This is a genomic window from Onishia taeanensis, from assembly GCF_900100755.1.
Classification (GTDB): domain Bacteria; phylum Pseudomonadota; class Gammaproteobacteria; order Pseudomonadales; family Halomonadaceae; genus Onishia; species Onishia taeanensis.
Genome location: NZ_FNCI01000005.1, coordinates 1 through 13,171, shown reverse-complemented (window position 1 = coordinate 13,171; position 13,171 = coordinate 1). Strand labels below are relative to the sequence as shown.

Sequence of the window (13,171 nt, the reverse complement as noted above, 5' to 3'; positions counted from 1 at the left end):
CGAGACGATCCGGAGCGGCGACAACTTGTAAGTAACTGAAATAAAAGGCTCTGCGGCGCTATAACCTGGGTTATCCCGTCGCCGGGGTTATAGGGGTTCCGCGCCGGACTCGCGCAGTTTCTTCACCCGCTTGCTCAGGGCCGGCTGCGAGATGCCCAGCAGCTTGGAGGCGATCGACTGATTGCCCTCGGCCCGCTGCAGGGCCTCGCGGACCAGCAGGTCGGCGACCTCGTGCAGCGTCGGCAGCGGCTCGTCCGGGGCGAAGACGTGGCGTTCGATGGACGCCTCGGCCGACGGCTCGGAGCCGGCAAGGCCTGGATCGATGGCGCGCCTGAAGGCCGCCATGGACAGCGTTCGCGAGCGGTGGACGCTCATGGCGTCGTAGGCCATGGCGCGCAGCTCGCGGACGTTGCCGGGAAAGGCGTAGGTGCCCAGCAGCACCGGCAGCTCGGGCGGGTAGGTCGGGCGTGGCTTGCCGAGTTCGTCGGCGGCCTCGGCGAGGAAGTGGTCCAGCAGCAGCGGGATGTCGCCGCGGCGACGACGCAGCGGCGGGATCTGGACCTGATGAGTGCGCAGCCGGTAGTAGAGGTCCTTACGAAAGCCGCCTTCTCGCTGACAGGCCTCGAGGTCGTGATGGGTCGCCACCACGATGCGCGCCCGGGCCCGCTTGGGGCGATCGCTGCCCAGCGGATAGTACTCGCCGTCCTGGAGCAGGCGCAGCAGCTTCACCTGGGACGCCGGATTCAGGTCGCCGATCTCGTCGAGAAACAGGGTGCCGTCCGCGGCCTGTTCGACCATGCCGGCGCGGGGACGATCGGCCCCGGTGAAGGCGCCTCGCTCATGCCCGAACAGGGTGTCGGCGAAGACCCCCTCATCGAGCCCCGCCGCGTTGACGCAGACCAGCGGGCCGTGGCGGCCGCTCAGCGCATGGGCGGCGCGGGCGATCAGCTCCTTGCCGACCCCGCTCTCGCCGCCGATCAGCAGCGGCTGGCTGGAGGGCGCCACTGACTCGAGGTACTGGAAGACCGAGCGCATGCCTTTGTCGTCGGTGATGATGTCGGCGAAGGCCTCGGGGTGTTCCAGAGTGTCGTCGAGGAAGCGTTGACGCAGCGCCAGGTTTTCCTGGCGCAGCTCCTGCAGGCGGATGGCGCGTTTGATCCCCTCGATCAGCCGGCTCTGCTCGTCGGTCTTGACGAAATAGTCGAAGGCGCCTTGCTTGATGCAGTCGACGGCGGTCTCCACCTGGTTCAGGCCGCTAATCACGATCACCCCGACATCGGGATGCTCCTCGACGATGCGCCGCAGCAGTGCCTCACCCGACAGGTGGGGCATGGTCAGGTCCAGCGTCACCAGGCCGATGTTCTCTCGCGCCAGGATGTCCATCACCTGGCGGCTGTCCTGGCAGCAGTGGAGATGGTTGATACCGCCGCTGCGCTCCAGGGCGATGCTGAGGCTGCGCAGGTAGGAGGGTTCGTCATCGACCAGCAGCAGGCCGAAGCCGGGATAGAGGTTCATGCTCATCGATCATCCTGGTGGGAGGTGACATCGTCGGCGGCCGAGGCCACGGGCAGCGTCAGGGTAACGGTGGTGCCGCGGTCAGGCTGAGACGCGAAGTCCAGCTGGCCGTGGTGCTCGCGGACGATGCCGGCGGACACCGACAGCCCCAGACCGGTGCCGCCGCACTCGCGCCGGGTGGTGAAGAAGGGGTCGGTCAGCCGGGTAAGCGCCGCCGGGTCGATGCCGCGTCCCTCGTCGTGCACCTCCAGGATCACGGCCCGGTCGTCGGCCAGGTAGCGGGTCGTCAGGCGGATGCCCTGGTCGCGCCCCTCGAGAGCCTGGCAGGCGTTGAGCACCAGGTTGATGACCACCTGCTCGATGCGCTGGGCGTTGCCCCACACGGCAGGGAGATCGCCGGCGTAGTCTGTCTCGAAGCGGTCGGTGGCCTGGCGGATCGAGTTGTCGACCAGGCGCACCGCGGTTTTGACCACCTCGTCGAGGTCCAGGCGCTCGCCGAGCTCAGGGCTGCCTTGGCGAGCGAAATCCTTCAGATCGCCGACAATCCGCTTGATGCGCTGGGTACCCTCCAGCATCTCGTCGAGCATCGAGGGCACCTCGTCGCGCATGCGCGAGTACGGCAGGCCGCCGAACGGGAAGTCGCCGTGGTCGCGATAGTGGGCCTCGAGAATGGAACGGGCATCGGCGTGGGCGTCGCGGAGCACCGGCAGGTTCAGTAGCAGCAGGCCGCTGGGGTTATTGATCTCGTGGGCGACGCCGGAGACCAGCACGCCCAGCGAGGACATCTTGTCGGCCTGGATCAGCTGCTGCTGCTGGCGGCGTAGCTCCTCGGTGCGGCTCGCTACCTCGCGCTTGAGCAGGCGGTTCCAGACCACGATGCCGCCGAGGATCAGCAGCAGCAGCCCCGAGGCGAGTGCGCCAATCAGTCCGAGCCGTTTCCAGGGCAGGCCCTGCCCCTGCTCCAGGGGCCCCAGCCACTTGTCGTAGATGGCCTGATGGCGGCCGGTGTTCTTGAGGATCGCCAGGCCCTCGCTGAACTGGGCCAGCACGTCGGCGTTGCCCTCCTTGACGGCATAGCCGTAGCGCAGCGAGAACGGGTGGGCGACCGGCACCAGGTTAGTCAGCCCCAGCTCGCGGCTGAGGTACAGCGCCGGCAGGTTGGCCACTAGGGCATAGTCATGCTGGCCAGCGGCAAGGGCGCGCAGGGCGTCGGCATGGGTGTCGGTGGTGAACAGCTTGGCCCCCAGATCCCGCTCGATCAGCATGTCCTGCATGATATCGCCGCGTTGGACGATGACCTCCTGGCCGCGAAGATCCTCCAGGCGCTCCACGGGTGGGGTGCCGCGGCGAGCGAAGATGGATTGGTGGACAATGGCATGGGGTGGGGCGAAGTCGAAGGTGGCGTCGCGGGCCTCGGAATACGACATGCCCTCCAGGACGTCGATCTCGCCGCTCTCCAGCTTGTTGCGCATCTCGCTCCAGGGGCCCAGTTCGATGCGCACCTCGATGCCCATCACCTCGGCGATGGCTCGGGTCAGCTCGACGTCATAGCCCGCGGGACGGCCGTCTTCGTCGAGGAACTCGTAGGGGGGATGGTAGTGGTCGCCGCCGACCACGATGACCCGGTCGTCGCCGGCGGAGGGCGGCGCGGCTCGGCCGATGGCCGGCAGCGCGACCAGGCAGGCCACTAACAGCAGGAGCAACCACCGACGTGCGGCGATGATGCGGATGGGTCGAAGTGTGTCGGTCGGCGTCACGGGCATCACCGGAGTCTACGTGATTTGTTGGCTCAACTCGCGGTTCTACTTTGCTGGTGCCGGCGGCAATGCCGCCGGGAGTGCCAGGGGCATCAAAAACCCTTCGATGCGCCGGGGCGCCCCTATGATCCGTCGCACAATCAAAGACCGATTATCGCATACCGTGCCGGCCTCTGGGATAATAGCCTGCTAATTTCGCGCCGCCTGACGGTTGCGTCACCACTGTCTCAGGGAGCGTGATATGACAACGGACTCGACTCGTCCATCTTCGAACCCCCGCCTGGCCGAGAAGGCCCTGGCGCTTGGGGGCTTTGCCATCGGCACCACCGAATTCGTGATCATGGGCCTGATGCAGCGTATCGCCACCGATTACGGCATCGCGGTCCAGGACGTGGGCCTGGCGATCAGTGCCTATGCCCTTGGGGTAGTGGTCGGTGCGCCCTTGATCTCGGCGATCGGCGCACGCATTCCTCGTCGCCGGCTGCTGATCGGTCTGATGGTGATGTTTGCCGCCAGTAATCTACTGACCCTGCTGGCGCCTTCCTTCTATGGATTCGTTGCCCTGCGCTTCTTTGCCGGCCTACCCCATGGCGTCTACCTGGGCGTGGCGGCGCTGGTGGCCGCCAATGTCGCCGAACCCCACGAGCGGGGCCGCGCCGTCGGCCGGGTGCTGGTAGGGCTGACCCTGGCGATCCTCGCCGGGGCGCCGCTGGCGACCTGGGTTGGCGGCCTGTTGGGTTGGAAGGCTGCCTTCGTGATGGTGGGCGCGCTGGGGCTTGCCACGGCACTGCTGGTGAGGCTATGGGTGCCGGTGCAGCCGGCGAATGATGGGGCGTCGCTGCGCTCGGAGCTCTCGGCCATCACCAAGCCGCGCGTGCTCTATACCCTGGCCGTCGCCTGTGTCGGCTTCGCCGGCATGTTCAGCGTGTTCAGCTATGCGATGCCGACCCTGACTCATCAGGCGGGCATGCCCGAGGCGCTGGGGCCACTAGTACTGGCGACCTTCGGGGTGGGCTCGGTAATCGGCAACCTCGTCGGTGGCCGGCTGGCCGATGCCAACCAACGCCTGGCGATCGGCGGGGCCCTGGTCTGGGCGGCACTCTGCCAGCTGGGCTTTTTCCTGGCGGCCGATCAGATCTGGAGCGGCATGCTGTTCGTGGGCCTGGTGGGTACCTGCGGTGCCCTGGTACCGCCTCTGCAGACGCGTCTGATGGATGTCGCCGGCGAGGCGCAGACCATGGCCGCGACCCTCAATCACGCGGCCTTCAACATCGCCAATGGCCTCGGAGCCTGGCTGGGCGGCTTGGCGGTCACGGTTGGACTCGGCTGGTCGGCCACTGGGCTGGTGGGGATGGTCATGGCGCTGGGCGGTCTAATGATCTTCCTTGTTGCCTTGGCGCGTGAGCGTGCCACCCAGATGCCTGCCTGATGTCGCGCCAGCCTGGTCTGGCGCGAACCCGAAGATGACAAGGAGAGACCATGACGACTGCCGGTAACCGACGCCATCAGGCATCGGCGCTGCCCTTTCTGGGTGTGGCGCTAGCGTTTCTGATCACCATGCTGGGTACCACCCTACCCACGCCTTTGTACCCGGTTTACCAGTCGCGCTTCGATTTCTCGCAGCTGACCATCACGGTGATCTTCGCCGTCTATGCGCTGGGTGTGATGGGGGCGCTGGTAGCGACCGGGCGCTGGTCGGATCAGCTCGGGCGTCGCCCAATGCTGGGCGCCGGTCTGGCGGCGGCGGCCATCAGTGATTTGATCTTCCTGTCCAGCGATGGCCTTTCAAGCCTATTGGTCGGCCGCTTCATCTCGGGAGTGTCGGCCGGCATCTTCACGGCGACGGCCACCGTTGCGGTAATGGAACTAGCCCCAGCCGCTTGGCCTAAGCGGGCGGCCTTCCTGGCGACGGCCGTCAACATGGGCGGCCTGGGGTTGGGGCCAATCCTTGCCGGCCTATTGGTGGAATACCTGCCCTGGCCGCTACGCCTGGCCTACGGGGTGCACCTTCTGCTGGCCGTTTTGGCGGCGCTGGCGGTGCTCAAGGCGCCGGAGACCGTGACCCGTCCGGCGCAACCGAAGCTCACGCTACAGCGGCTACAGGTGCCAGAGGAGGTCCGCGATATCTTCCTGCCTGCGGCGATCGCCGGCTTCGCTGGTTTCGCCCTGCTGGGGTTCTTCACCGCCACGGCGCCGGCCTTCATGATCGGTGTGCTTGGCTATGACAATCTTGCGCTTAGCGGGCTGGCTGCGGGCTCGGTGTTCTTCGCCTCGACCATTGGCCAGCTTTTACAGGAACGCTTGTCGTCCTCCTGGCGGCTACCCCTGGGCTGCGCTGGGGTGATTATCGGCGCCTCGCTGGTAGGCATTGGCATAGGGCGCGCCTCGCTTGCGTTCTTTCTGTTCGGCGCTCTGGTGGCGGGTATTGGCCAGGGCATGGCCTTTCGCGCGGGTCTGGGGGCCGTTGTACAGGCAAGTCCCGTTGATCAGCGCGGTGGGGTAGCCGCCACCTTCTTCATCGTGGCCTATATCGCCCTCTCAATCCCGGTCGTGGGCATCGGGCTTGCGGCCCGCGCCTTTGGCCTCGCCCCCGCCGGCATGGCGTTTGCCGGTGGTGTCGCTCTGCTGGCGGGCACCTCGCTAGTAAGCCTTGTGTGGATGAGGCACCGCAAGGCACAAGTCTAACTCCCGCCACTTCCCCCATACCTCCCTTCTTATCAACCAACAACGCCGGGCGCTTGGCCCGGCGTTGTTGTTGTGTGGCGTCGTATTTCACTGCCTATAGGCTGCCCACCCTGACGGGCGCCACGATCAGACCTCGACGTTAAGAGTCACATCGATATTGCCGCGGGTGGCATTGGAGTAGGGGCAGACCTGGTGGGCTGCGTCGACCAACTCTTGGGCTGCAGCCTGATCCATGCCCGGCAGCGAGACGTTGAGAGTGACTTCAATGCCGAAGCCAGCGTCAATCTGACCGATGCCGACCTGGCCGATCACCTGAGTCGCCTCGGGAAGCTTCACCTTCTGCTGACTGGCGACATGCTTCATGGCGCCGATAAAGCAGGCCGAGTAACCGGCGGCGAACAGCTGTTCCGGGTTGGTGCCGTTACCGCCGGCGCCACCGAGCTCTTTGGGGGTGCTCAGAGACACGGACAGGGCGCCATCGGATGTCTTTGAGGTGCCGTCACGGCCGCCTGTGGTGGTGGCTTCGGCGCGATAGAGAACCTTTTCAATCGACATGGAGAGTCTCCCGTATTGAGTTTTTGCAGTAAACGATAAATTGCTATTTAATAGTGCACTATCTAGACGGATAAAAAAACTTAGCCGTTGGCGTCGAGCTTCTTGCGCAGGGCATTGAGCTCATCGCGCAGCTGTCCCAGCTCTTGGGGTTCGCAGTGGGTGGCGCAGATAGCGGCTTTCGGCACGCTGCGGGCACGCTCTTTAAGTGCTTCACCTTCCGAGCTGAGGCTGATATCTACCCGGCGCTCGTCTTCATTCGAGCGCTGGCGCTTGACCAGGCCGTGCGCTTCGAGCCGCTTGAGCAATGGCGTCAAGGTTGCCGAGTCGAGACCCAAGTACTCGCCGATCTTAGACACCGACAGCTGGCCGTGCTGCCAGAGCACTAGCATGACCAAGTACTGAGGATAGGTCAGGCCAAGCTCGTTGAGCAGACGACGGTAAAGCTTATTCATCGCCAACTGGGTCGAATACAGCGCAAAACAAAGCTGGTTGTCGAGTGTCAGTAGGCTGTCGTCATCGGCGGCGTGATCAGTCATGTACAAGCTCAATTTTGGTTGTGTGCGATTGTTTAGCAAGCGATAACTTCAGATATGCCTTGAAGCGCTGCTGGTTCGCTGTGGCTGTAAGGGAAGGGTAACAGAAAAGCAGATGTCAGCATTGTATAACAAAGTACCGGCGTAGAATCGGCGAGCTACAGCGGACTCTAGTCGATACTGGCGCAGGTAGGGATGCCCAGCGGTAGCCAAGGAGCAAAACCGGCGGGATGAGTGGCACATAAGGCCTCGATTATTACCGGCATTGCCACGCCAAGCACTCCTGTCAAATGCTAAAGCCAATAGCCGTTCGGGAAAGCTGCCTGCTTGCCATTTTTCGTGCCGTGAATGAGCCACGCAACACCGCATCACAGCTAGGCCGACAGGGAAGCGCTACCGGGCCGATATCGCTGTGCCGAAAAGTCGCCATCGCGACGGAAGGTAAGCATCTCTACCAGGTCAGGGGCACGACATTTTCGATACGTGATCGGCGTGATATGGGTCTTTGAGATTAGGCCAGGCGCTTGCAGAAACGCTCAGCGGTTCTCAATGGATATTCAATAAATATGTCAGAGAAAAATATAAATTGACTAAAAGTCAATTCTAACGCCGGGAGTTACAGCGCCATGATAGGACGCAAATTAGATAACAAGCTTACGAAAGCCCTCAAGTCCAACACAGCCTGCATCATCTTCGATGTTAAGGGTAATGTTATGGATGCCAGCGATAGTTTTCTTGAGTGTGTCAAGTATGATTTGGAAGAAATAAAAGGGAATCATCATCGTATTTTCTGCACTCCAGAAACGCTAAGTTCTTCTGATTATGCGTTTTTCTGGCATGAGCTGGCTCGTGGACACAGTCAAAGCGGTACGTTTCAGCGCATCAATGCTAAAGGCGAGGATGTTTGGCTAGAAGCCACCTATCTGCCCGTCGAGGGAGGGAATGGTCGAGTCGCTTATGTGATCAAGATCGCCAGTGATGTGACCGCAAAGCACGAAAATGCGGTCGATCAAAATGCCATATTAAGTGCGCTGGATGCATCCATGGCCGTGATCGAATTCACGCCTGAAGGTCATGTGATTAGTGCCAATAGGAATTTCCTCGATGCGGTAGGACACAGCTTTTCTGCCGTCAGAGGTCAGCATCATGAAATGTTCTGTACGCCAGAGTTCTATCAGGAAAATCCTGACTTCTGGTATGAGCTAGCCCACAATAATTTGAAACAGGGTAAGTTCAAGAGAATTGCCGCTGATGGCAAGATCGTCTGGCTAGAGGCGACCTACAACCCGGTGGTCGATGAGAGTGGAAATGTCTTCAAAGTCGTCAAGTTTGCCACCGATATTACCAAGGACGTTGAAAAAGAACAGGCCGCACGTCGCGCCGTAGAGTCCGCGCGAACCACGTCGCTGCAGACGGAAACGATAGCCAAAGATGGCCTTAGTCAACTTGAGGAAGCTGTCAGAACCGCCAAACATGTGGCCGTCGAAGTGGAGGGGGCTCAAGGCATCATCAATGCCCTCAATCAGCAGGTCTATACGATCAACGACATCACCAATACCATCTCACGTATCGCACAACAGACAAACCTGTTGGCACTCAATGCCTCGGTTGAAGCCGCCAGGGCGGGAGAGCATGGGCGCGGTTTTTCAGTTGTCGCCAAGGAAGTCAAAGAGCTTTCCCAGGGATCCACAGAGGCTGCCAAAAAGATTTCTGACGTACTGGGGGAGAATAACGAGCTGATCCGGCAGGCGAGTGAAAGGATGAACGAAGTCGTCGATCAAAGTTCTAGCAACCGTGAGCGGGTTGCGCAGACTCAGTCGGTGATCAGCGAGATACTCTCCGGCGCCGAACGGGTCTCGCGTGCGATCGATAGTTTGTAGCTATTGTGTATTGGGTTTTACAGCTCGGAGGTGTAAGACATCGTCTCGTGTCCTTGTAAGAGATTGACCACTTTTTTTCCGCTAAACAGTAAACTTTCCAGTAAGCATGCCGATATTCACTCCAACTGATGATCACAATTGCGATAGCTTCCTGTGCTTGTTTTAGGCACCCCGGCTGGCGCGATTTCTCCCCCTCCCCGAGGCGTCGCGCTAAGGGTTTAACAAGGCCTAATTCTATGAATATTCTTAGGAAAAGCGTCAAATTACGATTGGCTGTGAGTTTGGGTGCCTGCATCATGATGTTGATTGCTGTCGGCACCATAGGGCTTTACAACCTCAGCAAAACGAACGATGCCGTCACTGATACCTATGAAGGCAACGTCGTCACGCTGCTGGATTTGACTAAGATCAACCAAGCGCTGCTCAGCACTCGGGTGAAGATAACGGCAGAGCAACGGGACAGGAACCCGGCGACCGCTGTGACGACCAAACAAGAAATCGCTGAAAACGATGCCATCATCGACGAGGCTTGGGGCGATTACTTCCCACAGCGTGTGTCCGATGAGATCGAGCGCGACCTAGCCGGAGAATTTATGAGTTCTCTGGCGGAACTGCGGGCCGGTATCGATGAGATCAATGCGGAGATGATCGACAATGATTTCGACGCCGCACGTGAGATTGCCACGACCACGCTTCGTGCTGACTACCCAAAAGTGCTAACGGCGATTCAAGGGTTGATCGACCGTAATAGCACGCAAGCCTCTGCTGCTAATCAGCAAACGTCAGAGGATTATGCCTGGACGCGTAATTTCATTATCGGGTTAATAGTGTTCTCGGTAATAGCTAGTGTTCTATTAGCTATTTGGTTGATTCGAGGCATTATGACGCCGCTGGGCAAGGCGCGAGAGCTTGCCAACGCCATGGCGCAAGGCCAACTGGATCATGACATCAATATCACCTGTCGCGATGAGTTTGGCGACATGCTCAGAGCCTTGAAGATGATGGAAACAAAGTTCTCTCAGGTCGTGATGTCCGTTCGTCATAACGCCGAATCGGTGAACGTGGCCGCTGAGGAAATTGCCCATGGCACCGAAGACCTGAGCAGCCGCACGCAGCAACAGGCCTCTAGCATCCAAGAAACAGCCGCCTCCATGGATGAAATCACCTCCACGGTGCGGCAGAACGCAGACAATGCGTCCGAAGCCGACAAGCTCGTCCATGATGTTAGCCGACAAGCCAACACCGGCGGTGAAATTGCCGGGAAAGCGGTCCAAGCGATGGAGGGTATCAACGCATCGAGCCGCAAGATTGCCGGTATCGTGGGCTTGATCGATGAAATCGCTTTCCAGACCAATCTGCTGGCACTCAATGCCTCGGTGGAAGCGGCACGTGCAGGCGAGCAGGGCCGTGGCTTTGCGGTGGTAGCCAACGAGGTGCGTAACCTGGCTGGGCGCAGTGCCAACGCCGCCAAAGAGATCAAGCAGTTGGTCGAGGACAGTATCAACCAGGTGGATAATGGTTCTAACCTGGTCAACCAGGCGGGCAAAGCGTTGGAGGATATCGTTGGCGGTGTTCAGCGTGTCACGGTGCTGATGAGTGAAATCGCCACCGCTAGCCACGAGCAGTCCCAGGGGATCGACCAGGTCAATACGGCGATCTCGCAAATGGATAGCGTGACCCAGCAAAATGCGAGTCTGGTGGAAGAATCCAGCGCGGCTGGCCGCTCTCTGCAGGTTCAAGCCGCGGCGCTACTGAAAGAGGTGTCGTTCTTCAAGGGAACGGCCACCGATCAACCGCAGGCCGCATTACCTAATACGGCGCGGCGCAACACTAGTCAGCCACAGGTTGCTCAACGGCCCAAGGTGCAAAAAAAGCAAGAACAGCAAGAAGAAGAGTGGGCGTCTTTCTAGTCGGCTGACTGGCTAAGAAAAAGCCCCTGAAAAACAGTCCAAAGAAAGACCGCCAAGAAGCGCCCCTGATGGGGCGCTTTTGCTTTGTGGACACTAGGTGCTGGGTAGCGGTAGCAAGAGCGATAGCGTGAATATGCCTCGACGCCGCCCAAAACGTTTTGGGCCCGGGGCGTTACGGCGTGCCGTCATGGCCAGTTGGGGTGGCGAGAATCACTCGATATTCTGAATCTGTTCGCGCATTTGTTCGATCAGCACCTTGAGCTCCACGGCGCTGCGGGTCGTCTCGGCGACCACCGACTTGGAGGACAGGGTGTTGGCCTCGCGATTGAGCTCCTGCATCAGGAAGTCCAGGCGCCGACCCACCGGGCCCCTAAGAGTAAGCTGCCGCTCGACTTCGTCGACATGCGTTGCCAGGCGGTCGAGTTCTTCGTCGACGTCGGCCTTTTGGGCCATCAGGGTCAGTTCGGCCTCCAGTCGCTGCGGTTCGAGTTCGGCCCGTACCGTTTCCAGTCGCGCAAGCAACTGGTCCCGCTGGCGATTGAGGATCTCGGGCAGTTGCCCCTTCACCTCGCTGACCTGCTCGCGAACGGCGGTCAGGCGGCTTCTGATGAGCATGGCGAGCTCGGTGCCTTCTCTGGCGCGCGCCTCGAGCAGGGCGTCCAGCGCCTCTTTGAACAACGCCTTAGCGCTATCTGCCACCTCGTCGATATCCGGGCCGCTGGATTCCAGGACACCGGGATGATCGAGCAGCGCAAGAGCATCGGGCATGGCAGCCTCGGGCACTGCGCGGCGCAGCTCGCCCAAGGCCTCGGCCAGGCCGGCCAGGCGCTCGGCGTTGATGCTCAGCGTCTCGCCTTTGCTTGGCACGAAGCGCAGGGTGCATTCGACCTTGCCGCGATTAAGTCGCTGGCGTAGGGCGTCGCGGTAGCCGGGCTCCAAGCTGCGCAGGGGTTCGGGCAGGCGGAAATGCAGGTCGAGATAGCGCTGATTGACCGAGCGCAACTCGAGCTCGAGGCTGCCCCAGTCGGCTTCCCGGCTGGCCCGCGCGAAGGCGGTCATGCTGTGCACCATGTCGACTCCTGGCGATATAGCTGGGTTGTTATAAGGCGGAGTGTAACCGATTCCCGCGGGCGAGCGTGTAGAATGGCGGCCAGCTGTCGGCGCTTGCCGGCCTTTGTTCTGTTTCCCGCAATGAGAGATGTCATGTCCACCACACCCCTGCGCCCCAGCGGCCGCCAGCCCGATCAGCCCCGTGATATTCGTCTGACTCGCGACTACACGCGCCACGCCGAAGGCTCGGTGCTCGTCGAGTTCGGCGATACCAAGGTGCTGTGCAACGCAAGCGTCGAAGCCGGCGTGCCACGCTGGCTGCGTGGCAAGAACCAGGGCTGGGTGACCGCCGAGTACGGCATGCTGCCGCGGGCCACCCATTCCCGCAGTGGCCGTGAGGCGACGCGCGGCAAGCAGGGCGGCCGTACGCTGGAAATTCAGCGCCTGATCGGCCGCTCACTGCGCGCGGCGGTGGATCTCAAGCAGCTTGGCGAGTTCACCATCACCGTCGACTGCGACGTGATCCAGGCCGATGGCGGCACCCGAACTGCTTCTATCACCGGCGGCTGCGTGGCGCTGGTCGATGCCATTCGCTACCTGCAGCGTGAGAAGAAGCTCAAGAAAGACCCGTTCAAGCAGCTGGTTAGCTCGGTCTCGGTGGGGCTCTTCAAGGGCACGCCGGTGGTCGACCTCGATTACCCGGAAGATAGCCGCGCCGATACCGACATGAACGTGGTGATGACCGAGCAGGGTGGGCTGATCGAGGTGCAGGGCACCGCCGAGGCGGGCGCCTTCTCGCGCGCCGAGCTCAACGCCATGCTCGACCTGGCGGAAGGCGCTGGCGACACGCTCTTCGATCATCAGCGCGAGGCGCTGGGCATCCGCAACTAGCGGTGTCGGTCAGGGCGTGATGGCTCCATCACGCAAGACGCCGGCTCGAGGAGGCTGTGTGATAACCCGTCACCAGCCTCGGGGCGGCGCTCCAGAAGACTGCCTCGGCTTTGCCGGGGCAGTCTTCATTTCAGTGCCAGTTTTGGAAATGGCGACAGAGGGCGAGGCCGGACTCAACAGAGCCTGGCCAACGCCCCCTTCACCCCAAGGATATTGATCACCCGCATCAGGTTATAACAGAGCACACCCAGGCTATATTCACTGGCGGCGGAAGCGAGCCCCCAGCAGGTCAGCCGCCCCTTGTTGAGCAGGCGCTTCAAGGTAGCGAAGGTGGGCTCGACGGTTGCCATGCGCCGAACCATGCGTTCAGGCGTGGCCTGCCACTGCGCCTGCTC

Annotated in this window: 11 protein-coding genes; 5 read left to right on the top strand and 6 right to left on the bottom strand. The window is 61.4% G+C overall.

The features are described 5' to 3' along the window. Positions 1-87: 87 nt before the first annotated feature. Positions 88-1,521 carry a sigma-54-dependent transcriptional regulator gene (locus BLR71_RS08640; RefSeq protein ID WP_092525146.1) on the bottom strand — a complete coding sequence of 478 codons (1,434 nt, stop codon included), beginning with the start codon at positions 1,519-1,521 and terminating at the stop codon, positions 88-90. Beyond that, positions 1,518-3,272, bottom strand: coding sequence for a transporter substrate-binding domain-containing protein (locus BLR71_RS08635; protein ID WP_245696388.1), 1,755 nt, complete (start codon positions 3,270-3,272; stop codon positions 1,518-1,520). Before BLR71_RS08635 ends, BLR71_RS08640 begins: the two co-directional genes overlap by 4 nt. 241 nt (positions 3,273-3,513) lie before the next feature. Here BLR71_RS08635 and BLR71_RS08630 point away from each other — a divergent pair, with 241 nt between their 5' ends. Both BLR71_RS08630 and BLR71_RS08625 read left to right on the top strand, forming a co-directional pair. Next, on the top strand, positions 3,514-4,701 hold the full coding sequence (locus tag BLR71_RS08630; protein ID WP_092525142.1) for an MFS transporter: 1,188 nt from the start codon (positions 3,514-3,516) through the stop codon (positions 4,699-4,701). A gap of 50 nt (positions 4,702-4,751) precedes the next feature. Continuing rightward, a complete protein-coding gene (locus BLR71_RS08625) occupies positions 4,752-5,957 on the top strand; it encodes an MFS transporter (RefSeq protein ID WP_092525140.1) in 1,206 nt (401 codons plus the stop codon). 126 nt (positions 5,958-6,083) lie between these two features. On the opposite strand, the gene BLR71_RS08620 is transcribed toward BLR71_RS08625, so the two are convergent. After that, a complete protein-coding gene (locus tag BLR71_RS08620) occupies positions 6,084-6,512 on the bottom strand; it encodes an organic hydroperoxide resistance protein (RefSeq protein ID WP_092525138.1) in 429 nt (142 codons plus the stop codon). 80 nt (positions 6,513-6,592) lie between these two features. Beyond that, entirely contained in the window at positions 6,593-7,048 is a 456-nt protein-coding gene (locus tag BLR71_RS08615; protein WP_092525136.1) for a MarR family winged helix-turn-helix transcriptional regulator, read from the bottom strand. 623 nt (positions 7,049-7,671) lie between these two features. On the opposite strand from BLR71_RS08615, the gene BLR71_RS18000 reads away from it, so the two are divergent. Both BLR71_RS18000 and BLR71_RS08605 read left to right on the top strand, forming a co-directional pair. Continuing rightward, the gene (locus tag BLR71_RS18000) at positions 7,672-8,925 is read left to right on the top strand and encodes a methyl-accepting chemotaxis protein (RefSeq protein WP_092525134.1); all 1,254 of its coding nucleotides are present in this window, start codon (positions 7,672-7,674) and stop codon (positions 8,923-8,925) included. A 296-nt stretch (positions 8,926-9,221) separates the two neighbouring features. Next, entirely contained in the window at positions 9,222-10,835 is a 1,614-nt protein-coding gene (locus BLR71_RS08605) for a methyl-accepting chemotaxis protein (RefSeq protein WP_245696387.1), read from the top strand. Between the two features lie 210 nt (positions 10,836-11,045). Here BLR71_RS08605 and BLR71_RS08600 read toward each other — a convergent pair whose 3' ends face one another. Next, entirely contained in the window at positions 11,046-11,906 is an 861-nt protein-coding gene (locus tag BLR71_RS08600) for a YicC/YloC family endoribonuclease (protein WP_092525130.1), read from the bottom strand. A 132-nt stretch (positions 11,907-12,038) separates the two neighbouring features. On the opposite strand from BLR71_RS08600, the gene rph reads away from it, so the two are divergent. Beyond that, complete coding sequence (gene rph, locus BLR71_RS08595; RefSeq protein WP_092525128.1) at positions 12,039-12,776, top strand: ribonuclease PH; 738 nt, start codon at positions 12,039-12,041, stop codon at positions 12,774-12,776. Positions 12,777-12,949: 173 nt separating this feature from the next. Here the strand turns inward: rph and BLR71_RS08590 are convergent. Next, a partial coding sequence (locus BLR71_RS08590; RefSeq protein WP_175491640.1) for a transposase occupies positions 12,950-13,171 on the bottom strand: 222 nt, incomplete at its 5' end.

Excerpts from the sequence above, each read along its gene's own strand:
- BLR71_RS08625 (WP_092525140.1), top strand. The coding sequence starts at position 4,752 with ATGACGACTGCCGGTAACCGACGCCATCAGGCATCGGCGCTGCCCTTT.
- BLR71_RS08605 (WP_245696387.1), top strand. The coding sequence starts at position 9,222 with ATGATGTTGATTGCTGTCGGCACCATAGGGCTTTACAACCTCAGCAAA.
- rph (WP_092525128.1), top strand. The coding sequence starts at position 12,039 with ATGTCCACCACACCCCTGCGCCCCAGCGGCCGCCAGCCCGATCAGCCC.
- BLR71_RS08630 (WP_092525142.1), top strand. The coding sequence starts at position 3,514 with ATGACAACGGACTCGACTCGTCCATCTTCGAACCCCCGCCTGGCCGAG.
- BLR71_RS08615 (WP_092525136.1), bottom strand. The coding sequence starts at position 7,048 with ATGACTGATCACGCCGCCGATGACGACAGCCTACTGACACTCGACAAC.
- BLR71_RS08620 (WP_092525138.1), bottom strand. The coding sequence starts at position 6,512 with ATGTCGATTGAAAAGGTTCTCTATCGCGCCGAAGCCACCACCACAGGC.
- BLR71_RS08640 (WP_092525146.1), bottom strand. The coding sequence starts at position 1,521 with ATGAGCATGAACCTCTATCCCGGCTTCGGCCTGCTGCTGGTCGATGAC.
- BLR71_RS08600 (WP_092525130.1), bottom strand. The coding sequence starts at position 11,906 with ATGGTGCACAGCATGACCGCCTTCGCGCGGGCCAGCCGGGAAGCCGAC.
- BLR71_RS18000 (WP_092525134.1), top strand. The coding sequence starts at position 7,672 with ATGATAGGACGCAAATTAGATAACAAGCTTACGAAAGCCCTCAAGTCC.